This is a genomic window from Rudaea sp. (assembly GCF_047601565.1).
Taxonomy (GTDB): Bacteria; Pseudomonadota; Gammaproteobacteria; order Xanthomonadales; family Rhodanobacteraceae; genus Rudaea.
The window spans coordinates 414567-436332 of record NZ_JASGIY010000001.1 but is presented as its reverse complement, the minus strand read 5'-3'; the positions used below and the strand labels follow the sequence as shown (position 1 = coordinate 436332).

General features: G+C 68.1%; 17 protein-coding genes, 1 other RNA gene and 1 pseudogene. 17 read left to right on the top strand and 2 right to left on the bottom strand.

From position 1 onward, the window contains the following. Positions 1-9 precede the first annotated feature (9 nt). Positions 10-1659 (top strand): NAD+ synthase, encoded by a 1650-nt coding sequence (locus QM741_RS01895; RefSeq protein WP_415206056.1) that lies wholly within the window; start codon positions 10-12, stop codon positions 1657-1659. A gap of 12 nt (positions 1660-1671) precedes the next feature. On the opposite strand, the gene QM741_RS01890 is transcribed toward QM741_RS01895, so the two are convergent. Both QM741_RS01890 and QM741_RS01885 read right to left on the bottom strand, forming a co-directional pair. Further along, positions 1672-2034 (bottom strand): YraN family protein, encoded by a 363-nt coding sequence (locus tag QM741_RS01890; protein WP_415206055.1) that lies wholly within the window; start codon positions 2032-2034, stop codon positions 1672-1674. A 17-nt stretch (positions 2035-2051) separates the two neighbouring features. Further along, complete coding sequence (locus QM741_RS01885) at positions 2052-3869, bottom strand: penicillin-binding protein activator (RefSeq protein WP_415206054.1); 1818 nt, start codon at positions 3867-3869, stop codon at positions 2052-2054. Positions 3870-3965: 96 nt separating this feature from the next. Here QM741_RS01885 and rsmI point away from each other — a divergent pair, with 96 nt between their 5' ends. The 16 genes and pseudogenes from rsmI (at position 3966) to QM741_RS01805 (ending at position 21761) form a co-directional block, all read left to right on the top strand. After that, the gene (gene rsmI, locus QM741_RS01880) at positions 3966-4832 is read left to right on the top strand and encodes a 16S rRNA (cytidine(1402)-2'-O)-methyltransferase (protein WP_415206053.1); all 867 of its coding nucleotides are present in this window, start codon (positions 3966-3968) and stop codon (positions 4830-4832) included. Beyond that, positions 4825-6144, top strand: a complete 1320-nt coding sequence (locus tag QM741_RS01875) for a pyridoxal phosphate-dependent decarboxylase family protein (RefSeq protein ID WP_415206052.1) — start codon at positions 4825-4827, stop codon at positions 6142-6144. Before rsmI ends, QM741_RS01875 begins: the two co-directional genes overlap by 8 nt. A gap of 46 nt (positions 6145-6190) precedes the next feature. Next, positions 6191-6544: RNase P RNA component class A (rnpB, locus tag QM741_RS01870), an RNA gene on the top strand. Between the two features lie 572 nt (positions 6545-7116). Beyond that, on the top strand, positions 7117-8295 hold the full coding sequence (locus QM741_RS01865; protein ID WP_415206051.1) for an HlyD family secretion protein: 1179 nt from the start codon (positions 7117-7119) through the stop codon (positions 8293-8295). Between the two features lie 316 nt (positions 8296-8611). Beyond that, positions 8612-9046, top strand: a pseudogene (mraZ, locus tag QM741_RS01860) (division/cell wall cluster transcriptional repressor MraZ); the annotation flags it as partial. A 42-nt stretch (positions 9047-9088) separates the two neighbouring features. Next, the gene (gene rsmH / locus QM741_RS01855; RefSeq protein ID WP_415209062.1) at positions 9089-10021 is read left to right on the top strand and encodes a 16S rRNA (cytosine(1402)-N(4))-methyltransferase RsmH; all 933 of its coding nucleotides are present in this window, start codon (positions 9089-9091) and stop codon (positions 10019-10021) included. Further along, on the top strand, positions 10021-10314 hold the full coding sequence (ftsL, locus tag QM741_RS01850) for a cell division protein FtsL (protein ID WP_415206050.1): 294 nt from the start codon (positions 10021-10023) through the stop codon (positions 10312-10314). The genes rsmH and ftsL overlap by 1 nt, the downstream gene beginning before the upstream one ends. Then, the gene (locus tag QM741_RS01845) at positions 10311-12275 is read left to right on the top strand and encodes a peptidoglycan D,D-transpeptidase FtsI family protein (protein WP_415206049.1); all 1965 of its coding nucleotides are present in this window, start codon (positions 10311-10313) and stop codon (positions 12273-12275) included. Before ftsL ends, QM741_RS01845 begins: the two co-directional genes overlap by 4 nt. Continuing rightward, on the top strand, positions 12272-13765 hold the full coding sequence (locus tag QM741_RS01840) for a UDP-N-acetylmuramoyl-L-alanyl-D-glutamate--2,6-diaminopimelate ligase (RefSeq protein ID WP_415206048.1): 1494 nt from the start codon (positions 12272-12274) through the stop codon (positions 13763-13765). The genes QM741_RS01845 and QM741_RS01840 overlap by 4 nt, the downstream gene beginning before the upstream one ends. Continuing rightward, positions 13765-15147 carry a UDP-N-acetylmuramoyl-tripeptide--D-alanyl-D-alanine ligase gene (locus QM741_RS01835; RefSeq protein ID WP_415209061.1) on the top strand — a complete coding sequence of 461 codons (1383 nt, stop codon included), beginning with the start codon at positions 13765-13767 and terminating at the stop codon, positions 15145-15147. Before QM741_RS01840 ends, QM741_RS01835 begins: the two co-directional genes overlap by 1 nt. Further along, positions 15137-16219, top strand: a complete 1083-nt coding sequence (mraY, locus tag QM741_RS01830) for a phospho-N-acetylmuramoyl-pentapeptide-transferase (protein ID WP_415206047.1) — start codon at positions 15137-15139, stop codon at positions 16217-16219. The genes QM741_RS01835 and mraY overlap by 11 nt, the downstream gene beginning before the upstream one ends. A gap of 2 nt (positions 16220-16221) precedes the next feature. Further along, positions 16222-17400 (top strand): putative lipid II flippase FtsW, encoded by a 1179-nt coding sequence (gene ftsW, locus QM741_RS01825; protein ID WP_415206046.1) that lies wholly within the window; start codon positions 16222-16224, stop codon positions 17398-17400. Continuing rightward, positions 17397-18467 carry an undecaprenyldiphospho-muramoylpentapeptide beta-N-acetylglucosaminyltransferase gene (gene murG / locus QM741_RS01820; protein WP_415206045.1) on the top strand — a complete coding sequence of 357 codons (1071 nt, stop codon included), beginning with the start codon at positions 17397-17399 and terminating at the stop codon, positions 18465-18467. The genes ftsW and murG overlap by 4 nt, the downstream gene beginning before the upstream one ends. Then, positions 18464-19957 (top strand): UDP-N-acetylmuramate--L-alanine ligase, encoded by a 1494-nt coding sequence (gene murC / locus QM741_RS01815; RefSeq protein WP_415206044.1) that lies wholly within the window; start codon positions 18464-18466, stop codon positions 19955-19957. Before murG ends, murC begins: the two co-directional genes overlap by 4 nt. After that, positions 19954-20925, top strand: a complete 972-nt coding sequence (locus tag QM741_RS01810) for a D-alanine--D-alanine ligase (protein WP_415206043.1) — start codon at positions 19954-19956, stop codon at positions 20923-20925. The genes murC and QM741_RS01810 overlap by 4 nt, the downstream gene beginning before the upstream one ends. Beyond that, positions 20922-21761 (top strand): cell division protein FtsQ/DivIB, encoded by an 840-nt coding sequence (locus QM741_RS01805; RefSeq protein WP_415206042.1) that lies wholly within the window; start codon positions 20922-20924, stop codon positions 21759-21761. The genes QM741_RS01810 and QM741_RS01805 overlap by 4 nt, the downstream gene beginning before the upstream one ends. Positions 21762-21766: the final 5 nt, after the last annotated feature.

Below are 21766 nucleotides of genomic sequence, written 5' to 3'. Positions count from 1 at the left end.
GACGTGGCAATGAGAATCGCCTTGGCACAATTCGATTTCCCCGTCGGGGCGGTCGCGCGCAACGCGGAGCGCATCGCGGCGATGATCGCCGAGGCGCGCGACGTGCACCACGCCGACCTCGTCATATTCCCAGAGTTGGCGATCAGCGGTTATCCGCCCGAAGACCTGCTGATGCGGCCGAGCTTCCTCGCCGAATGTGAAACTGCCTTGAAAAAAGTCGCGGGCGCGACGCGAGATATCGTCGCCGTGGTCGGCTGGCCGCAGGCGGACGGCGCCGTCGTGTTCAATGCTGCCTCGGTGTTGCGCGACGGCGCGATCGCGTCGATCTACCGCAAGCGCCAGTTGCCGAACTATGCCGTGTTCGACGAGCGGCGCTATTTCGAAGTCGATCCGGCGGGCGGATCGTGCGTGTTCGAGGTGAACGGCGTGCCGGTCGGCGTGATCATCTGCGAAGACCTGTGGTTCGCGGAGCCGCTCGCCGACACGGTGAAGGCCGGCGCGCAGCTCGTCGTCGTGCCGAACGCCTCGCCGTTCGAGCGCGACAAGCATGCGCAGCGCGATGCGCTGCTGGCGACGCGCGTGAAGGAAACGCATCGATATGGATCGGGCGCGGCGCTCGCCTATCTCAATGTCGTCGGCGGCCAGGACGCGCTCGTGTTCGACGGCGCCTCGGTGCTTGCCGACGGCGACGGATGCATTCATCCTGCCGCGCGTGCGTTCGAGGATCACTGGTGCGTGGCCGACTACGACGCGGCGGCGCGCAGGTTCACCCCGGTCGCATGGCCCGTCGACGGCGACGAGAGCCGCGACGCGCTGGCCTGGCGCGCGATCGTGCGCGGCACGCGCGACTACTGCACGAAGAACGGCTTCAGGAAAGTCTGGGTCGGCCTTTCGGGCGGCATCGACTCCGCTCTCGTGCTCGCGCTCGCGGTCGACGCGCTCGGCGCGGAAAACGTAACCGGCGTGCGCCTGCCGTCGAAGTACACTTCCGCGTTGAGCAACGATCTCGCCGACGAGCAGGCGCGCTCGCTCGGCGTGAAGCTGCTCACCATTCCGATCGAGGCGCCGTTCGAGGGTTTCGTCGAGGCATTGAGCGCGATCCCGAGTCTCGAGTCTCGAGTCCCGGGCCCCGATCTTTCGCTGGAAAACCTGCAATCGCGCAGCCGCGGCGCGTTGCTGATGGCGTTGTCGAACAAGTTCGGCGGCCTCGTGCTGACCACGGGCAACAAGAGCGAATACGCGGTCGGCTACGCGACGATCTACGGCGACATGTGCGGCGGCTACGCGCCGATCAAGGACCTGTACAAGACCGAAGTCTATGCGCTTGCGAACTGGCGCAACACGGTCGGCGGCGCGCCGGTGATTCCGCCGGAGGTCATCGCGCGCGCGCCGACCGCCGAGTTGCGCGAGAACCAGACCGACCAGGATTCGCTGCCGCCGTACGACGTGCTCGACGCGATCCTTTATCGCTACGTCGATCAGGAGCAGTCGCGCGACGACATCGTTCGCGCCGGCTACGATGCGGCGACCGTCGATCATGTGCTGCGTTTCGTGCGCATCAACGAATGGAAGCGCCACCAAGCCGCGCCAGGGCCGAAGGTGTCGCGGCGCGCGTTCGGGCGCGAGCGGCGCTATCCGATCACATCGGGCTGGCGCTAGCCCGTACGCAGGCTAGACCGCATCGAACGCGTTGCGCGTCCATTCAAACTCGGGCCGCTGCGGCGTGCCGGCGCAGCCGACGACGTCGAAGCGGCAGGGCAACGCGGCGAAGTGTGGATGCGTCTGCAGGAAGATCTGCGCGGTCCGCACGAGCTTGCGCCGTTTCGACGCGCCGACCGACGCGGTGCCGTCGCCTTGCGCGGCATCGTGCCGGTAACGCACCTCGACGAAGACCAGCGCGTCGCCATCGCGCACGACGAGGTCGATCTCGCCGTAGCGGCTGCGGAAGTTGCGCGCGACGAGGCGCAGTCCGGCGTGCCGCAAGTGTACGAGCGCGGCGTCCTCCCACAGTTCGCCGGTCGCACGCGCGGTCATCGCCGATGTAGTTCCGGTTACTGCGCCGGCGCGTTGCTGATGCGCAAGCTGCCGCTGGCTGGCACGGCGACGCCATCGGCGAAGCGTGCCCAGGTCAGCACGCGTTGGATGCGGCCGGCGCCATCGGTGCCGAGCTGGCCGGTCGCGCCGGGCAGGTAGGCATCGCGGTGCTGGCCCATCCAGTCGAGATACGGCCCGAGGGCGTAGGCGTCCATGCCCATCGCGAACAGGCGCGCGCCGGCGCCGCGCGCGCTTTCGAGCGAGTTGGTCACGTCGTCGTGGCGCGGCAGGCCGACGACGGCATCGAACAGCCACGGCGCGTCGCAGAATTCCACGCCGTCGAGATCGCGGTCCATGCCCGGATTGGTCAGCGCGCCGAAGATGTGCGAGGTGGCGAATACCGGCAGGTTCAAGTAACCCGCGAGCTTGAGTTGCGGCACGAACAGGCGCGCTTGCTGCGGCAGCATGCTGATGAACACGCCGGCATTCGCCGTGTCGGGCGCCTTCGACGCGTCGGCCGTCGGCGCGTTCTGCGGCGGCAGGGCGTCGAGTGCGCCATGGATCGCGGCCGAGAAATTCAGCTCGCCGGCCTTGATGCGCGATTCGCCGATCACGACGCCTTGTCCCGCCTCGAACTGCGCGCGAAATGCCGCGGCGGCGCGTTCGGCCCAGTCGGTGTCCGCGGCAACGATCGCCGCGCGCGTGATGCCGCGCTCGAGCAGATGTTGCGCGGCCTGCGCGCCCTCGGTATCGGGATTGAGGCCGAATGCGGCACTGCCCGGCGGCGGCGCCTCGCCGCGCTCGGGCAGGTTCAGCGCGAGCACGGGCGTGGGCAGTGGATCTTGCGCGAACACGGCCGAAACCGCGTCGCGGCGCAGCGGCCCGATGACGCGGTCCGCGCCGTCGGCGACCGCGTGCTGGTAAGCCGCGATCGCATCGGCCGCGCTGTTGCCGGCGTCGTAGACGCGCAGTTGCGGGCGTGGTGCGTGATCGTCGGAAAAGTAGGCGGCGAACACGCCGTCGCGCACGGCCTGGGCGACGCCCTTGAGTTGTCCTTCGATCGGCAGCAGCAGCGCGATCGCGTGCGCCGGGCGATAGCCCTCGCCGCCCACCGCGTTCTGTCCCGCGCCGAGCGTGCCGACCAGCGAACCCGGTTGGGCGAGGATTTGCGGCAGCGCCTCGCCGGAGCGACGCAGCGTCTGGTCGATGTATGGGCGCAGCGCATCGCCCGGCAGCAGCGAGGCGCCCTGCTGCTTGAGCGCGTTCGTGTCGAGGCGGGCGAGCGTGTCGATGATCTGTGCCTCGTTGCGCTCGCGGTCGTGGCCCTGCAGCATGGGATCGAGCGCTACGCGCGTGCGCGCGCTGCCGAACGCATCGCCGCCCGCCAATTGCGCGCGCGCGCGCAGCTCGAGCGCGCGTAGGCGCAGCGGGCGCGGCAGCTTGCCTTCGTCGAGCGTCAACAGGGTCAATGCGCGTTGCGGGTCTTTTTTCGACAGCGCGACTTCGGCTTCGAGCAGGTCGAGCCGCGGCTGCTCGGCCTCGGGCAGGCGGCGTGCCTTGACGCCGTCGAGCGCCCAGGCGACGGCGTTGAGGTTGCCATCCTCACGGAACGCCTCGGCCGCGCGCAGGCGATAGTGGTCGCGGTAGTCGCGGTCGCTGTCGGCGATGTCCATGAAGGCCTGGCCGGCGCGATCGAACTCGCCGTTCTTGAACCACTGCTCGGCATCGGCCGCCGCCGGCACGTCGCCGTGCTGGCCGAACGTCCCAAGTTCGGCGCAGCCGGCGAGCGAGAGGATGAGGCAGATGATGGCGAGAACATGGCGCATCGTGTGCATGGACAAATCCTTCCTGAACATGCGCGCATGATAGCGGATGCACGAACGGCGCAAGCGTGCCGCTACACTATCGACCCCTTTCATTCAGGCGCCGGCATGAGCAGGCAGCACGACAAACCGGCTGTGGCGGTCCCCAAGCTGTTCGTCGTCGCCACGCCGATCGGCAATCTCGACGATTTGAGTCCGCGCGCGCGCGCGACGCTTGCGCAGGTCGATTTGATCGCCGCCGAGGACACGCGCCACAGCGCCGCATTGCTGCGCCACCACGGCATCGCCACGCGCACGATCGCCCTGCATGAGTACAACGAGCGCGAGGCGAGCGCCGAACTCGTGCGCCGCATGCAGGCCGGCGAGAACATTGCGCTGATCAGCGATGCCGGCACGCCGCTGGTCAGCGATCCGGGCTTTCGCCTCGTGCGCGCGGCGCGCGCGGCGGGTGTCGTCGTCTCGCCGATTCCGGGCGCGTGCGCGGCGATCGCGGCGCTGTCGGCCGCGGGCCTGCCGTCCGACCGCTTCGTCTTCGAAGGATTCCTGCCGCCCAAATCCGCCGCGCGCCGCGCGCGCCTGCGTGAGCTTGCGGGCGAGGCGCGCACGCTCGTGTTCTACGAGTCGAGTCACCGCATCGTCGAGGCGCTGGCCGATTTCGCCGCGGAGTTCGGCGGCGAGCGCCGCCTCGTCGTCGCGCGCGAACTGACCAAGCAGTTCGAGACGCTGCTCGACGGCCGCATCGCCGACGTCGCCGCGCGCGTCGCCGCCGACGCCGACCAGCAGCGCGGCGAATTCGTGTTGCTGGTCGAAGGTGTCGGCGACGCAGCCGACGGCGCGAAGCTCGCCGAAGGCCGCCGCGTGTTCGAACGGCTGCGCCGCGAACTGCCGCCGAGCCGCGCGGCGAAGCTCGCCAGCGAAATCACCGGCGCGCCGCGGCGCTTGCTCTACGAAGGATTGGAGGCGTCACATGAGTGATGCGACGGCGACATTGTTGCGCGATACGGCCGAGCGCGCGGCTGCGTATCTCTCGGGCCTGCAGGAACGCAAGGTCGCGCCCGATGCCGACGCGGTCGCCGCACTCGCGGCGCTCGACACCGAGTTGCCGCGCGCGGCCACCGAGCCGGTCGAGGTGCTCGCGCTGCTCGACCGCGCGTCGCCGGCGACGATGGGCATCGCGGGGCCGCGCTTCTTCGGTTTCGTCATGGGCGGCGGCCTGCCGGCTGCGCTCGCGGCGAACTGGCTCGCCTCGGCCTGGGACCAGAACACCGGCTACTACAACATCACGCCGCTGACCGCGCGCCTCGAGCAGATCGCGCTGCGCTGGCTGCTCGAACTGCTGGACCTGCCGCGCGACTGCGGCGGTGCGTTCGTCACCGGCGCGAACGTCGCGAATCTCGTCGGCCTCGCCGCGGCGCGCCATGCGGTACTCGCGCGCGCCGGCTGGAAGGTCGAGGCCGACGGCCTGTTCGGCGCGCCGCCGATCACGGTCGTCGTCGGCGCCGAGGCGCATCCCACGCTGATCAAGTCGCTCGGCATCCTCGGCCTCGGCCGCAACCGCGTCGTGCGCGTACCGGTCGATGCGCAGGGACGCATGCGCGCCGATGCGCTGCCGTCGCCGGCGGGACCGGCGATAGTTTGTGCGCAAGTCGGCAACGTCAACACGGGCGCCTGCGACGACGTTGCCGCGATCCGTGCGCGCATCGGCGGCGCGGCGTGGCTGCACGTCGACGGCGCGTTCGGGCTGTGGGCGCGTGCCGCGCCGTCGCGTGCACCACTCGTGCACGGCCTCGAGTCGGCCGATTCGTGGGCGACCGACGCGCACAAGTGGCTCAACGTGCCTTACGACAGCGGCCTTGCGTTCGTGCGCGACGCGAACGCGCTGAGCGCGGCGATGGCGATCACCGCCGAATACCTGCCGACCGACAGCCCGTGGCGCAATCCATCGGACTTCACGCCCGAGCTGTCGCGGCGCGCGCGCGGCGTCGACGTCTGGGCCGCGTTGCGCAGCCTCGGCCGCGACGGCGTCGCCGAACTGGTCGAACGCAACTGTCGCCAGGCGCGGCGTTTCGGTGAGGCGCTGCGCGCCGCGGGTTTCGACGTGCTCAACGAGATCGCGTTGAACCAGGTGCTCGTCGCGTTCGGCGACGCCGCGCGCACGCAGCGCGTCGTCGCCGCGCTGCAGGCCGAGGGCACGTGCTGGTGCGGCGGCACGGTCTGGCAGGGACGCAGCGCGATGCGCATCAGCGTGTGTTCGTGGGCGACGACCGACGCCGCGTCGACGCCGTAGCGCATGGTCCGCGGACACAACCGCCGGTTCGCGGTAGAATGGCCACGGAGTCGGCCAGACAGTCGCGCGGCGCGATGAGCGTCTCGAGGAAAGTCCGGGCTCCACAGGGCAGGGTGCCAGGTAACGCCTGGGCGGCGCGAGCCGACGACCAGTGCAACAGAGAGCAGACCGCCGATGGCCCGCAAGGGATCAGGTAAGGGTGAAACGGTGCGGTAAGAGCGCACCGCGCGCGGGGACAACGTCGCGTGGCACGGTAAACTCCACCCGGAGCAAGACCGAATAGGGGAGCATGGCGTGGCCCGCGTCGCTCCCGGGTAGGTTGCTTGAGCCATGCGGCGACGCAGGGCCTAGAGGAATGACTGTCCAACGACAGAACCCGGCTTACCGGCCGACTCTTTAGCTTTTCCGCTCTTCCCTGATCGGGAAGATCAAAAAGCGGCCATCCTTGGCCGCACTTCTCAACAAGAGTTCTTGCGTTCATCCCTGAACGCGAAAGTCAAAAAGCGGCCATCCGTGGCCGCACTTTTCAATCAACATCCGTTTCTTTTGCGGCGAATGGGTTGGCTCGGGCGGAGAGCCATGAGCAAGTAGCCGAAAGTGGTGAAACTTGGGGTAGTGCGCGGCGGGAACTATTTCCCGCCGTGGCCGTCCAAGAGCGGTCGATTTTGTTCGTTCGCGTACGCTCGCCTGAAAGTGGAAAAAAATCCTCGCTTCCCATTGCGCCGTTCGTGGCTGATTAATCCTGAGGTAAACCCCCGGATCTGCCGGGGGACTAGTCAAGGTTTGACCGTTCCCACGGTCGGCTTCACCCAATAGATGTCTTGAATGAGGCGAGAAGAAGTAAGAGGACGCAGGTTACGAGGCTTGTGATTTTCGATCGCGAAAAGGCCCCTTTGAGGGGCCAGCGATCGCTAAAGCCCCCGGCTTTGCCGGGGGATACTTACTTTCGGTTCCTGCGCGCTTGCCGTAGCCATGGCGGGGATCGTTGCCGTGCCGTTCGTGTGGAAGCGTGCGCCGGAGACCGTATCTGTTCTGCGGCGCAATCTCGCAACGATTCTCGTGCAGAAGGGCGACCTCGTCGTTCCGGTCTCCGCATCGGGCATCTTCGTCGAGAAGGCGAAGAAACTGCTCGCCTCGCCGTCCTCGGGCACGGTAGAGGAAATTCTCGTTGCGCCAGGGGCGCTGGTGAAGAAGGGCGACGTCGTGTTTCGGCTCAGCAACAGCCGCCTCGACGAGCAGGCGCAGGCGGCGCGCGTCGCGGTCGAGAAAGCGAGCCTGGATCTCAAGGAAGCGGTGCTGAGCGGCAGGATCGACGCGATGGCGCAGTCGAGCCGGCAGAAGGAACTCGAACGCGAATTGGCGATCGAGTCGCGCGAGCGCGACGCGCTGCGCCCGCTGATGGAGCGCGGCATCATCTCCAAGCTCGATATGGCGCGCGCGGACGCGAAAGTCGCCGGTTTGCGCTCGCAGATCGCGGAACAGGCCGATCGCGCCACGCTGGCCGACGACCTCGGCGCGTCACGCATTGCGATCAAGGAGGAGGCCTTGAAGCAGGCCAAGGACAATCTCGCGATGGCGCAGGACAAGGTCGACGAGCTGAAAGTGCGCAGTTCGGTCGACGGCCCGGTGCAGGACGTGTTCGTCGAACTCGGCCAGTCGGTCGCACCGGGCGAGAAGCTCGCGCTCGTGTCGAGCAGCAACGATCTGATCGCGGAACTGAAGATTCCGCAGAACAAGGCGGCGTCGATCGCGCACGGCGACGCCGCGACGTTGTACGTGCTGGGCCGGGCCGTGCACGGCACTGTCGTGCGCATCGATCCGAAGGTGCGCGACGATTCCGTTCAAGTCGATGTCGCGCCGGGCGAGCCGCTGCCGTTCGGTGTGCGTGCGGCGCAGTCGCTGACCGGGGACATCGAAGGCGCGCCGACCAGCGAAGCGCTCTATGTCGAGCGTTCGGACGGCATCGTGCCGTTCAAGGAAAGCGATCTCTATCTGCTCAGCGGCAACGAGCTGCATCGCCATCGCGTGCAGTTCGGCGCGCTCGCCGGCAAGTACGTCGAGATCCGCTCGGGCGCGCGTCCGGGCGACCGTTTCGCGGTCGGTCTCGACCACTCCCTGGACGACAAGGCGACGCTGGTCGTCGCGGATTGACCGCGTTCTCGCGTAGTCGCGGGAATCCATAACTGCATTTCTATACTTTTATACTTTCCGCGCAAACCGGTTTGCGCGGAAGGCGCGCGCGGCTGAATTCAGGCCGGGAACCGGACCGAGGGCGCAAGAATGCTTCTGGGAAAACTTGCGTGAATTCAATCACCTTTTGTCGCTTCCTCAGAAAGCGCACGAAATAGACGCAAATCCCTGCGCTTGTCCTTGATCTGCAAAGCAATTTTTCCTTGACAGCCCGGAATGCCGTCGATATTGTGGCGACTAGTGGGATTTTGTGGTTTTTAGTGGGAATACGCAGATCATGTTTCAGGGCGAAACCGCCGTCACGCTGGATGACAAGGGTCGATTGGCGTTGCCTACCGCCTATCGCGACCTCGTCGCGTCCGCGTGCGCCAATCGCCTCGTGTTCACCTACAACCCGTTCGAGCACGGCTGCCTCTGGCTGTTTCCGCAGGCCGAGTGGGAAAAGGTGCGCGACCAGGTCAACGCATTGTCGAGCGTGAAGCGCGTCCATCGCGACCTGCAACTGAAGCTGGTCGGCGCGGCCGCGCAGGTCGAGCCCGACGGCAGTGCGCGCGTGCTCGTTCCGGCGAGCCAGCGCTCGGCGGCCGGCATCGAGAAGCGCGCGATCCTGCTCGGCATGAACGCGAAGTTCGAGTTGTGGAGCGAGCAAGCGCATCTGAACAAGATTCGCCAGACGATTGGCGAGGGCGACCTCAGCGACGAAATGCTGGATTCTGAAGTTGTGAGCGTAACGACCGCATGCGCCCGAACGACGATGAGTGACGAAGGCGCAGCGGCGGGGGCGGCCCATCGGCCGGTGATGTTGAACGAAGCGGTGCAGGGACTGCGTGTGCGCATCGACGGAATTTATCTCGACGGAACGTTCGGCCGCGGCGGCCATGCGCGCGCCGTGCTCGCGCAGCTCGGCCCGCACGGCAGGCTGCTGTTGATGGATCGCGATCCGGCTGCCGTCGCGCATGCGCGCAGCGAGTTCGGCGGCGATGCGCGCGTCGCGATCCGCCACGGCAACTTCGCCGACCTCGCCGAATGGGAGGCGACGGCGCAGGGACTCGACGGCGTGCTGCTCGATCTTGGCGTGTCCTCGCCGCAGCTCGACGAGGCGCAACGCGGGTTCAGCTTCCGCGCCGACGCGCCGCTCGACATGCGCATGGACACGAGTTCGGGAATCGGCGCGGCCGAGTTTCTCGCGACCGCGGACGAGAAGGAGATTGCGGACGTGTTGTGGCAGTTCGGCGAAGAACGCATGAGCCGGCGCATCGCGCGCGCGATCGTCGCGCGCCGCGCCGAGGCGCCGATCGCGCGCACGCTCGAACTGGCCGAACTGGTCGAACGCACGCTCGGCCGCCGCGAGGGCAACAAGCATCCGGCCACGCGCACGTTCCAGGCGCTGCGCATCCGCGTCAACGGCGAACTCGACGCGGTCGATCGCGGTTTGTGCGCGGCGACTGAGCGGCTCAAGTCCGGCGGTCGCCTCGCCGTGATCAGCTTCCATTCGCTCGAAGATCGCGCGGTGAAGCATTTCCTGCGCGCCGAATCGCAATTGCCGCCGGCGCGCCGCGGCCTGCCGCCGCCGGCGGCGAAGCTGCGCCTGAAGACGATCGGCGCAGCGCAACTGCCGGGCGACGAAGAGATCGCGGCGAACCCGCGCGCCCGCAGCGCGGTGCTGCGCGTGGCGGAGAAGCTCTGATGGCCACGTTCATGGGCGTCGCGCGCGGGGTCGGCTATTTCATCATTCTCGTGCTGCTCGCGGGCGTAGTCGGCTGCGCGTTCGGCATCGTCTGGGCGCGCCAGGAGAGTCGCCGCCTGTTCAGCGAATACAACGAGCTGACGAAGGACCGCGACCGCCTCAACTACGAGTTCGGCCGGCTCGAACTCGAACGCGCGACCAAGGCGGAGATCAACGGCATCGAGAAGGTCGCGCGAGCCGATCTCGGCATGATTTCGCCGAGCGCGGCCAATACTGTGGTGATCAAACGATGACCAAGCGCGAACTGTTCCAATTCGACCTGCCGACGCTGCGCGCGCAGCGCGAAACGCCGCCGGCGGGTGCGGTGCCGAAGGCCGCCCCGGCGCGTGGCGCGAAACGCTGGTTCCCGATCCAGTGGGGCGCGGTCGTCGGCGCCGACGCACCGCGGCTGAAGCCGCGCCAGGCCGTGGTCAACCTCAAGCGCCGCCTCGCCCTGGTGCTGATGGTGCTCGCGCTGGCCGGCGCGGCGTTGATGGTGCGCGCGATCGACCTGCAATGGGTCAGCAAGGACTTCTACCTGGACCAGGGCGACCAGCGCTACGTGCGCGACCTCCGGATCGACGCGCCGCGCGGCACGATCTTCGATCGCAACGGCAATCCGCTCGCCGTGTCCACGCCGGTCGCCTCGATCTGGGCCGATCCGTCGACGCTGAAGGACCACATGGACCGGATTCCCGAGCTGGCCCGCGCGCTCGGCGTCGATGCGGATTCGCTCGCGCAGAAGATCACGCAGCGCTCCGAAAAGCAGTTCGTCTACCTCGTGCGCCATCTCAACCCCGACGCGGCCGAAGCCATCCTCAAGCTCGGCATTCCCGGCGTGGACAAGCAGCCCGAGTTCCGTCGCTTCTATCCGAACGGCGAAGTGACCGCGCACATTCTCGGCAAGACCAACGTCGACGATGTCGGCTCCGAAGGGCTCGAGCTCGCGTTCAACGAATACCTCACCGGCAAGCCCGGCAGCAAGAGCGTGATCCGCGACCTGCACGGGCGTGCGGTCGAAAGCTACGACGTCGACCTCGACGTGCCGCCGAAGCCGGGCCGCGACCTGAACCTGTCGATCGACAAGAACATCCAGTATCTCGCCTACCGCGAGCTGATGGCCGCGATCAAGGACCACAAGGCGGCTTACGGCTCCATCGTCGTGATGGACGCGACCAACGGCGAGATCCTCGCGATGGTCAACCAGCCCTCGTTCAATCCGAATTCGCAGAATCTCAACATCCCGCCGAAGGAATTGCTCGATCGCATGCGCAACCGCGCGGCGACCGACGTGGTCGAGCCGGGTTCGGTGGCGAAGGCGATCACGATTTCGGCTGCGCTCGAAAGCGGCAAGTGGAAGCCGGATTCGAAGATCGACACCAATCCGGGCACGTGGCAGCACTACGACCACATCGTCCACGACACGCACAACCACGGCCTGTTGACCGTGACCGGCGTGATCACGGATTCGTCCAACGTCGGTGCGGCGAAAATCGGCTCGACCCTACAGCGCGACCAGTTATGGGACATGTTCCATCGCTTCGGTTTCGGCGAGACCACCGGCTCGGGGTTTACCGGCGAATCGCCGGGCAACCTGCCGATCGCCAAGCGCTGGGGGCCGGTCGAGCAGGACACGATTTCCTACGGCTACGGTTTTTCGGTCACGCCCCTGCAACTCGCGCGCGCCTACGCGGCGATCGCCAATGGCGGCGTTCTTTACGAGCCGACTTTCGTCAAGGACGGCGGTGGCCAGGGCAAGCGCATCATCGACAAGAAGATCGCCGATGAAGTCCTCGCGATGTTGCGCACCGTCGTCTCGCCGACCTCGACGGCGCCGAAGGCCGCGGTACCGAATTATTTCGCCGCCGGCAAGACCGGCACCTCGCACATCGCGCACAACGGTGGCTATCGCAACGTGTACAACTCGGTGTTCGTCGGCATCGTGCCGGCGACGAATCCGCGGCTCGTCGCCGCCGTCGTCATCTCCGGCGCGACCGGCACCGACATCGTGCAGTACATGGGCGGCACCGTCGCCGCGCCGGCGTTCAGCGGCGTGATGCAGGGCGCATTGCGCCTGCTCGACGTTCCGCCGGACAACGTCAAGAACTGGTATGTCGGCGGTCCCGGCCCCGATCCGCTCGCGCTGCCCACATTGCAGCCGGAACCGGCGCCCGATGGCAACGTGGTCGGCGAAACCGAAACCGCCGATCCATGAGCCCGATCGCGCGCCCGCTCTCGAACCTGCTCGCCGGCATCGCGCCGGCGGATGCGCTTGCCGCGTCCGGCGACATCGTCGTGCGCGGCCTCGCGCTCGACTCGCGGCGCGTGCGCGAGGGCGATGCGTTTTTCGCGCTGTCGGGCACGACGGCGCACGGGATCGCGTTCGCGCCGAAAGCCGTGGCCCAGGGCGCGGTCGTCGTGTTGGCGGAAAGAACGGAAGCCGCGAGTCGCGCATCCGGCATCGGCGTCGTGCCGGAGATCTGGATCGACGATCTGCACGACCGGGTCGGCGAAATCGCCGCGCGCTTTTTCGACCGCCCGTCCGAATCGATGCGCGTGATCGGCGTGACCGGCACGAACGGCAAGACCTCGATCGTGCAATTGCTCGCTGCCGCGCTGCAGGATCTCGGCGCGCGCGCGGCGACGATCGGCACGCTCGGCGCGGGCCTCGTCGGCGCGATCCGCGAAGGCGAGCGCACGACGCCGGATGCGATCAGCGTGCAGGCGCTGCTCGCCGAATTCCGCGATGTCGGCGCGAGCCACGTCGCGATGGAAGTATCCTCGCATGCGATAGAGCAGGGCCGCGTGAATGCGGTGGCGTTCGAGGTTGCCGCGTTCACCAATCTCACGCGCGACCACCTCGACTACCACGGCACGATGGACGCCTACGGCGCGGCCAAGGCCCGGCTGTTCGTGTGGCCGGGCCTGCGCGCGGCGGTCATCAATGTCGACGATGCGTTCGGGCGCGGATTGGTGAAGGATTTGCCGGCGTCAGTGCAAGGCTTGAAGTACGGCGTCGACAACGTTGCTGCCGATATCGTCGCAACGAACGTGGTCACGAGCGGCGACGGATTGCAGTTCCACCTGCGCACGCCGTGGGGCGAAGGCGACGTCGCAACGAGCCTGCTCGGCCGTTTCAACGTATCGAACCTGCTTGCCGTCGCCGGCTGCCTCGGCGCGCTCGGTTTCGATTTCGCGCAGATCCGCGCCGCGTTGACGGACGCGAAGCCGGTCGTCGGCCGCATGAATCGCCTCGGTGGCGGTGCCGCGCCGCTTGTCGTCGTCGACTACGCGCACACGCCCGATGCGCTCGAGCAGGCGCTGACGAACCTGCGTGCGCACTGCGAGGGCCGGCTGATCTGCGTGTTCGGGGCGGGCGGCGAGCGCGACCGCGGCAAGCGCCCGCAGATGGCGGCGATCGTCGAACGCCTCGCCGACCGCGTCATCGTCACCGACGACAATCCGCGCAACGAAAATGGCGACTTCATCGTCGCGCAGATTCTCGAAGGTTTCGCGCATCGCGGTGCCGCCACCGTGCAGCGCGACCGCGCGCGGGCGATCGCGCTCGCGCTGCGCGAGGCCAAGGCCGGCGACGTCGTGCTGATCGCCGGCAAGGGTCACGAACCGTATCAGGAAATCGCCGGCGTCATGCACCCGTTCGACGACCTCGCCGTCGCGCGCGCGGCGCTGGAGGCGAACGCATGATCCTGCGCCTTTCCGAAATCGCCCTGTGGACGCGCGGCACGCTGCAAGGCCGCGACCTGATGGTGCGCGGCGTCGCCACCGACACGCGCGAGGCGATGCCGGGCGCGCTGTTCGTCGCGCTCAAGGGCGAGAATTTCGACGGCCACGATTTCGTCGGTAAGGCGAAGGAAGCGGGGGCGATCGCGCTGCTCGTCGCCAAACCCGTGGCCAGCGACCTGCCCCAGGTCGTCGTCGCCAATACGCTGCTCGCGCTCGGCGATCTCGCCAGCCATGCGCGCGCGCAGCGTCGCGCGCGCGTCGTCGGCATCACCGGCTCGAACGGCAAGACCACGGTCAAGACGCTCGTCGCCTCGATCCTGTCGCTGCACGGCAAGACCCACGTCAACGCCGGCAATTTCAACAACGAAATCGGCCTGCCGTTGTCGTTGCTGGCGATGCCCGAGGACACGCAGTACGCGGTGTTCGAGATGGGCGCTGGCAAGCCGGGCGACATCGACTATCTCGCCGCCATCGCGCGACCCGAAATCGGCCTCGTCAACAACATCGGTCCCGCGCATCTTGAGCGCATGGGCTCGCTCGAAGGCATCGCCGAGACCAAGGGCGCGCTGTACGCCGCGCTGCCGGCGCACGGCGTGGCGGTCATCAACGCGGACGATGCGTTCGCCGGCCTGTTCGAACGAATGAACCGCGCGCAGCGCGTGATCCGCTTCGGCCTCGACGACGCATCGATCAAGAGCGGCGCCGATGTCGGTGCGGAGATTCGCAAGCTCGGCGCCGAGTCCCACTTCGCGCTGCGCACGCCGGCCGGCGGCATCGACGTCGCGCTGCCGCTGGCAGGCCGCCACAACGTCGCCAACGCGCTGGCCGCGGCCTCGGTCGCGCTTGCTCTCGACGTGCCGCTGGCGACGGTCAAGCAGGGGCTGGAGACCGCGCCCGCGGTCAAGGGTCGCCTCGTGCGCCATGCGATGGCGGGCGGCTGGACGCTGATCGACGACAGCTACAACGCCAATCCCGCTTCGACCGCGGCCGCGATCGCGACGCTGGTCGAAGAACCCGCCGAAGCGTGGCTCGTGCTCGGCGACATGCGCGAACTCGGGCCCCGGGCGCGCGAGCTGCACGCGCAGGTCGGCGCGTTGGCGAAAAAGAACGGCATCGCCTGGCTGTACACGGTCGGCGAGCTGTCGCGCGCGGCGGCCGCGGCGTTCGGCGAAGGCGCGCAGCATTTCGCCGACCAGCAGGCGTTGACGCGTGCGCTGGCGGCACAGGTGCGTCCCGGCATCAACGTGCTGGTCAAGGGCTCGCGCGGCTCGGCGATGGACCGCATCGTCAAGGCGCTCCTCGACGCCGCCGGCGGCAACGGAGGGACGCGCCATGCTGCTTGAACTTGCCGAACTTTTCCGCGGCAACCTCAATGCGCTGCACCTGTTCCAGTACCTGACCTTCCGCACGATCATGGCGACGCTGACTGCGCTCGCGTTCTCGCTGCTCGCGGGGCCCGCGGTGATCCGCAAGCTCGCCGAAATCAAGGCCGGCCAGGTCATCCGCAGCGACGGCCCGCAGACGCATCTTGCCAAGGCCGGCACGCCGACGATGGGCGGCGCGTTGATCCTGCTCGCGGTCGCGCTGTCCACGCTGCTGTGGATGGACTTCGCCAACCGCTACGTCTGGATCGTGCTCGGCGTGACGCTCGCGTTCGGCGCGATCGGCTTCTACGACGACTACAAGAAAATCGTGCTCAGGAACAGCGCCGGCCTCGCCGCGCGCTGGAAATATTTCTGGCAGTCGGTGTTCGCGCTGCTCGTCGCGGTCGCGCTGTATCGCACCGCGCAGACGCCGGCCGAAACCTCGCTCTACGTGCCGCTGTTCAAGCAGGTCGCGGTTCCGCTCGGCATGGTCTTCGTCGCGATCGCCTACTTCATGATCGCCGGCTTCTCGAATGCGGTAAACCTGACCGACGGCCTCGACGGCCTCGCGATCATGCCGAGCGTGCTCGTCGTCACCGCGCTCGGCGCGTTCGCCTACCTCGCCGGCAACAAGGTGTTCTCCGAATACCTCGGCATTCCGTCGATTCCCGGCGCGGGGGAGCTTGCGATCTTCTGCGGCGCGCTGGCCGGCGCGGGGCTGGGCTTCCTCTGGTTCAACGCCTATCCGGCGCAGGTGTTCATGGGCGACGTCGGCGCGCTCGCGATCGGCGCGGCGCTCGGCACGCTCGCGGTGATCGTGCGCCAGGAAATCGTGCTGCTCGTGATGGGCGGCGTGTTCGTGATGGAAACCGCCTCGGTGATGCTGCAGGTCGCGAGTTTCAAGCTCACCGGCAAGCGCATCTTCCGCATGGCGCCGATCCACCACCACTTCGAACTCAAGGGCTGGCCCGAGTCGCGCGTGATCGTCCGTTTCTGGATCGTCAGCGTCGTGCTCGTGCTGATCGGGCTTGCCACGTTGAAGGTGCGCTGACCATGTCCCAGGCGAAACGCATCGACGAAACCCTCGGCAACTACGACATCGGCCTGATCGTGCTCGCCGGCGCGCTGGCCGCGTTCGGTCTCGTCATGGTGGCGTCGAGTTCGATCGCGATCAGCCCGGGCGGGCCGTTCTACTACGCGATCCGCCACGCCGTCTTCCTCGCGCTCGGCCTGGCGCTCGCGCTCGTCGTCATGCGCACGGAACTCGAATGGTTCGAGCGCAATGCGTTCCTGCTGCTGCTCGTCGCCGTGCTGCTGCTGCTGCTCGTGTTCGTGCCGGGGCTCGGCGTGCGCATCAACGGCGCGCGGCGCTGGATCCGCCTCGGCATCTCGAACTTCCAGTCCGTGGAGGCGGTGAAGCTGTGCTTCATCGTCTATCTGTCGAGCTACCTCGTGCGCCATCAGGAAGCCGTGCAGACGAAACTGTTCGGCGTGATCAAGCCGATCGGCGTGGCCTGCGCGCTCGTCGGGTTGCTGCTGGCGCAGCCGGATTTCGGTTCGTCCGCGCTGATCATCGCGGTCACCGTCGGCATGATCTGGCTCGGCGGCGCGCGCATGCGCAATCTCGTCTACCTGTCGATCCCGCTGCTGCCGCTGATCGCCTGGGCGGCGACGACGTCGAACTATCGCGTCAAGCGCCTGACCTCGTTCCTCAATCCATGGGAAGACCCGTTCAACCAGGGCTTCCAGCTCACCCAGGCGCTGATCGCGATCGGCCGCGGCGAATGGTTCGGCGTCGGCCTCGGCGGTTCGGTGCAGAAGCTCTATTACCTGCCCGAGGCGCACACCGACTTCATCCTCGCGGTGATCGGCGAGGAGTTCGGCTTCGTCGGCATCGCGCTCGTGCTGACCGTGTTCGCATTGCTCGTCGGGCGCGGGCTGATGCTCGGCATGAAGGCGATCGAGCTGCGCCAGCGCTTCGCCGGCTACTGCGCGTTCGGCATTTCGTTGTGCATCGGCCTGCAGGCGCTGGTTTCGGTCGGCGTCAACATGGGCGTGCTGCCGACCAAGGGCCTGACCTTGCCGCTCATCAGTTCGGGCGGTTCGAGCGTGATGATGACCTGCGTGATGGTGGGCTTCCTGCTGCGCATCAGCTACGAGGTCAGCCGCGCCGAACGCATCCGCGAGGCGAGCCTGATCGAGCCGCGCGACCTGATCGGAGCACCCGCATGAGCGCCGCGCCCGTGCTCATCATGGCCGGCGGCACCGGCGGCCATATCTTCCCCGGCATCGCCGTGGCGAAGGAATTGATGGCGCGCGCCGTGCCCGTGCTCTGGCTCGGCAGCGAAGGCGGCCTCGAGACGAAGCTCGTGCCCCAGGTCGGCATCGAATTGAAGACGATCGCGATTTCGGGCGTGCGCGGCAAAGGCATCGCCAGTCTGCTCGCGGCGCCGTTGAAGATTGTCCGCGCCGTGATCGCGGCGTGGAAGCTGATCGGCGCGGCGCACCCGCGCAGCGTGCTGTCGATGGGCGGCTACGTCGCCGGCCCCGGCGGCATCGCCGCGTGGCTGCGCGGCGTGCCGCTGGTCGTGCACGAGCAGAACGGCATCGCCGGCACGACCAATCGCATCCTCGCGAAATTCGCGAAACGCAGCCTCTGCGGATTCGACGGTGCGTTGCCGCACGGCGAATGGATCGGCAATCCGGTGCGCGCCGACATCGCCGCGCTGCCGGCGCCGCGCGAGCGCTTCGCCGCGCGTTCCGCATCGGCCAACCTGCTCGTGCTCGGCGGCAGCCAGGGCGCGCGTGCGCTCAACAAGCTGCTGCCCGCCGCGCTGGCGACGATGCCCGCGTCGGCGCGGCCGCGGGTTCGCCACCAGTGCGGCGCGAAGTTCGCCGACGAGACGCGCGCCGCGTACGCGCAAGCGGGCATCGAGGCGAGCGTCGAGCCGTTCATCGAGAACATGGCCGAAGCCTACGCCTGGGCCGATTTCGTCGTCTGCCGCGCCGGCGCGCTGACGATCGCCGAGCTGTGCGCGGCGGGCGTCGGTTCGCTGCTCGTGCCGTTTCCGTTCGCGGTGGACGACCACCAGACGCGCAACGCGCAAAGCCTGGTCGCGGTGAACGCGGCGGTGCTGTTGCCCGAGTCCGACGCGAGCGCGGAACGCATCCGCGCCGAACTGGATCGCGTACTGCCGGATCGCGCGCGCATGCTCGGCATGGCCGAGGCGGCGCGCACGCTCGCCAAGCCGCAGGCGACGGCGCAGATCGCCGACGTCTGTCTGCGGGTGGCCGCATGACCCCGCGGATCGCCCACGCCACCTCGGACTGGATTCGCGAAAGCTCCAGGCGGGTGCATTTCGTCGGCATCGGCGGCGCCGGCATGAGCGGCATCGCCGAAGTGCTGCACAACCTCGGTTACAAAGTCACCGGTTCCGACAAGGCCGATTCGGCGGTGACCCGGCACCTGTCCGCGCTCGGCATCAAGATCCACAAGTCGCACAAGGCGACCAACGTCGACAAGGCCGACGCGGTGGTCGTCTCGAGCGCGATCAAGGCCGACAATCCCGAAGTGCTCGCCGCGCGCGAGCGGCGCGTGCCGGTGATGCCGCGCGCCGAAATGCTCGGCGAGCTGATGCGCTTCCGCCGCGGCATCGCCGTCGCCGGCACGCACGGCAAGACGACGACGACGAGCCTCGTCGCCTCGGTGCTCGCCGAGGGCGGCCTCGACCCGACCTTCGTCATCGGCGGCCAATTGCTCGCCGCGGGCACGCACGCGCGGCTCGGCACGGGCGACTACCTCGTCGCCGAGGCGGACGAGAGCGACGGTTCGTTTCTCATGCTCAATCCGGTCATCGCGATCGTCACCAACATCGACGCCGATCATCTGGAGAATTACGGCGGCGACTTCGCCCAGGTCAAGAAGGCGTTCGACGATTTCCTCCATCGCCTGCCGTTCTACGGCGTCGCCGTGCTCTGCATCGACGACGCCGAAGTAGCGCGGCTCGCGAGGACGACGACGCGGCGCATGCTGACCTACGGCACGCACAAGGCCGCCGACGTGCGCGCGAGCCGCATCGTGCAGGACGGCCGGCGCATGCGCTTCGACCTGCATTTGCCGACGGAGCCGCGAATCGGGAAAGGCAACGGAAAAGAACCGAAGCCGATTGCGGTGACGTTGAATCTGCCCGGGCTGCACAACGTCAAAAACGCGCTCGCGGCGGCGGCGGTCGGCTGGCAGCTCGGTGTCGATGCGAAGTCGATCGCGGCGGCGCTCGAGAAATTCCAGGGCGTCGGCCGGCGCTTCCAGATGCGCGGCGAGATTGTATTGGACGGCGCCGGAAAGAATCGGGGCAGGGCGCTGCTCGTCGACGACTACGGCCATCATCCGCGCGAACTTGCCGCCGTCTTTGCCGCGGCGCGCGGCGGCTGGCCGGAACGCCGGCTCGTCGTCGCGTTCCAGCCGCATCGCTACACGCGCACGCGCGACCTGCTCGACGATTTCGCCAACGTGCTCAGCGAGGCCGACGTGCTCGTGCTGACCGAGGTTTATCCGGCCGGCGAGGCGCCGATCGCGGACGCCGACGGGCGCGCGCTGGCGCGCGCGGTACGTGCGCGCAACAAGGTCGTGCCGGTGCTCGTCGAGCACCCGCGCGAGTTGAAAACCATGCTGCCCGGCCTGCTGCGCGACGGCGATCTGGTCCTCGTCATGGGCGCGGGCGACATCGGCGCGGCGGCGGGCGAACTGCTCCACGCGGCGCAGCCGAAGGCCAAAGGGCAGCGGAAATGAACCTGCGCCGCGTTTCCGAATCCCGAATCCCGATTGCCGATTCCCGGCTGTTCGGCCGCGTCGCCGTCGTCATGGGCGGCGTCAGCGCCGAGCGCGAGGTCTCGTTGGATTCCGGGCGCAATGTGTTGGCGGCGTTGCGCGCGCGAGGTGTCGATGCGCAGGCGATCGACGGCATCCCGGCGCTGCTCGATGCGCTGCGCGCCGGCCATTTCGCGCGCGTGTTCAACATCCTGCACGGCGGCGACGGCGAGGACGGCGTGCTGCAGGGCGCGCTGAAGTCGCTGCGCGTGCCGGTGACCGGCTCGGGCGTGCTCGGCTCGGCGTTGGCGATGGACAAGATCCGCACCAAGCAGGTGTGGCTGGCGGTCGGCCTGCCGACGCCGCGCTACGTGCGCTTCACCCAGGGCGACGACGTCCACGCGGCGATCGGCCAGCTCGGTCTGCCCGTGGTGGTGAAGCCTTCGCACGAAGGTTCGAGCGTCGGCATCACGCGCGTGCGCAACCCGGCCGATCTGGTCGCGGCGGTGGAACTGGCCGCGCGCTACGACGGCGAACTCGTCGTCGAGGAGTTGATCGAGGGCGACGAACTCACGGTCGGCATTTTGCAGGGCGAGGCGCTGCCGTCGATCCGCATCGTGCCGAAAGGCGAGTTCTACGACTACCACGCCAAGTACGTCGCCGAGGACACGCAGTACCTCTGCCCCGGTCTCGAAGGCGACGCGGAGAAGGAAATCCGCGCTCTCGCATTGCGCGCGTTCCATGCCGCCGGCTGCTCGGGCTGGGGCCGCGTCGACGTCATGCGCGACCGCACCGGAAAATGCTTCCTGCTCGAAGTCAACACGACGCCGGGCATGACCAGCCATTCGCTCGTGCCGAAGGCCGCGCGCGCGGTCGGCATCGAGTTCGAGGAGTTGTGCTGGCGCATTCTCGAAACCAGTTTCGACGGCGAGGCGGGGCGGCACGCATGAACCGCACCGTCCTCAAGCTGTTCGCCTGGGCGATCGCGCTGAGCCTGATCGGCCTGCCGATCGTCGGCGTGCTCAATGGCTGGTTCGCGCAGGATCGCTGGCCGATCCGCAACCTGCAGGTCGAGGCCGAGTTCAAACACGTCAATGCCGACCAGATCCGCGCGGCGACGAAGAACTATCTGGGCACCGGTTTCTTCGCGGTCCGGCTCGAGGACGTGCGCGCCGCGGTGGCGACGCTGCCGTGGGTCGAGCATGTCGAGGTGCGCAAGCGCTGGCCCGACACGATCGAGATGCGCGTGCTCGAGCAGCAGCCGTTCGCACGCTGGGGCGACAAGCGCCTGGTCGGCCGCACCGGCCAATTGTTCGACGCGCCGGGCGGCGAGGCGATCCCGGACCTGCCGCAGTTGTCCGGTCCCGATGCCGCGCTCGCCGACGTGATCGGCTTCTACCAGAAGGCGCTGGACACGCTCAGCGGCAGCGGTCTCGCGCTCGGCGGCGTAACCCTGTCCAAGCGCGGAAGCTGGACGATCAGCCTCGCCGACGGCGCGGAAATCCTGCTCGGCCAGCGCGACGTCGACGACCACTTGCAGCGCTTCCTCGACGTCTTTCCGCGCCTCGCCGCCGGCCGCGGCACGAACACGTTCGCGCGCGCGGACCTGCGCTACGCGAACGGTTTCGCGATCCGCTGGCTGCCCGCCGTGGCGCCGGCCGGCGCACCGCCCGCGGACAAGCCCGCCGCGCCGGCAAAGCCGTCGCAAGCCAATGCACAGGCCGCATCGCCGGATGGCTTTTCGCCCCTCGTCCCCCACCCCTCGTCTCTCGGGAGCAACGCATGACCCGC

Bases quoted from the DNA above. Each gene is read 5' to 3' on its own strand.
- QM741_RS01895 (WP_415206056.1), top strand. From the start codon at position 10: ATGAGAATCGCCTTGGCACAATTCGATTTCCCCGTCGGGGCGGTCGCG.
- QM741_RS01890 (WP_415206055.1), bottom strand. From the start codon at position 2,034: ATGACCGCGCGTGCGACCGGCGAACTGTGGGAGGACGCCGCGCTCGTA.
- QM741_RS01885 (WP_415206054.1), bottom strand. From the start codon at position 3,869: ATGCACACGATGCGCCATGTTCTCGCCATCATCTGCCTCATCCTCTCG.
- rsmI (WP_415206053.1), top strand. From the start codon at position 3,966: ATGAGCAGGCAGCACGACAAACCGGCTGTGGCGGTCCCCAAGCTGTTC.
- QM741_RS01875 (WP_415206052.1), top strand. From the start codon at position 4,825: ATGAGTGATGCGACGGCGACATTGTTGCGCGATACGGCCGAGCGCGCG.
- QM741_RS01865 (WP_415206051.1), top strand. From the start codon at position 7,117: ATGGCGGGGATCGTTGCCGTGCCGTTCGTGTGGAAGCGTGCGCCGGAG.
- rsmH (WP_415209062.1), top strand. From the start codon at position 9,089: ATGAGTGACGAAGGCGCAGCGGCGGGGGCGGCCCATCGGCCGGTGATG.
- ftsL (WP_415206050.1), top strand. From the start codon at position 10,021: ATGGCCACGTTCATGGGCGTCGCGCGCGGGGTCGGCTATTTCATCATT.
- QM741_RS01845 (WP_415206049.1), top strand. From the start codon at position 10,311: ATGACCAAGCGCGAACTGTTCCAATTCGACCTGCCGACGCTGCGCGCG.
- QM741_RS01840 (WP_415206048.1), top strand. From the start codon at position 12,272: ATGAGCCCGATCGCGCGCCCGCTCTCGAACCTGCTCGCCGGCATCGCG.
- mraY (WP_415206047.1), top strand. From the start codon at position 15,137: ATGCTGCTTGAACTTGCCGAACTTTTCCGCGGCAACCTCAATGCGCTG.
- ftsW (WP_415206046.1), top strand. From the start codon at position 16,222: ATGTCCCAGGCGAAACGCATCGACGAAACCCTCGGCAACTACGACATC.
- murG (WP_415206045.1), top strand. From the start codon at position 17,397: ATGAGCGCCGCGCCCGTGCTCATCATGGCCGGCGGCACCGGCGGCCAT.
- murC (WP_415206044.1), top strand. From the start codon at position 18,464: ATGACCCCGCGGATCGCCCACGCCACCTCGGACTGGATTCGCGAAAGC.
- QM741_RS01810 (WP_415206043.1), top strand. From the start codon at position 19,954: ATGAACCTGCGCCGCGTTTCCGAATCCCGAATCCCGATTGCCGATTCC.
- QM741_RS01805 (WP_415206042.1), top strand. From the start codon at position 20,922: ATGAACCGCACCGTCCTCAAGCTGTTCGCCTGGGCGATCGCGCTGAGC.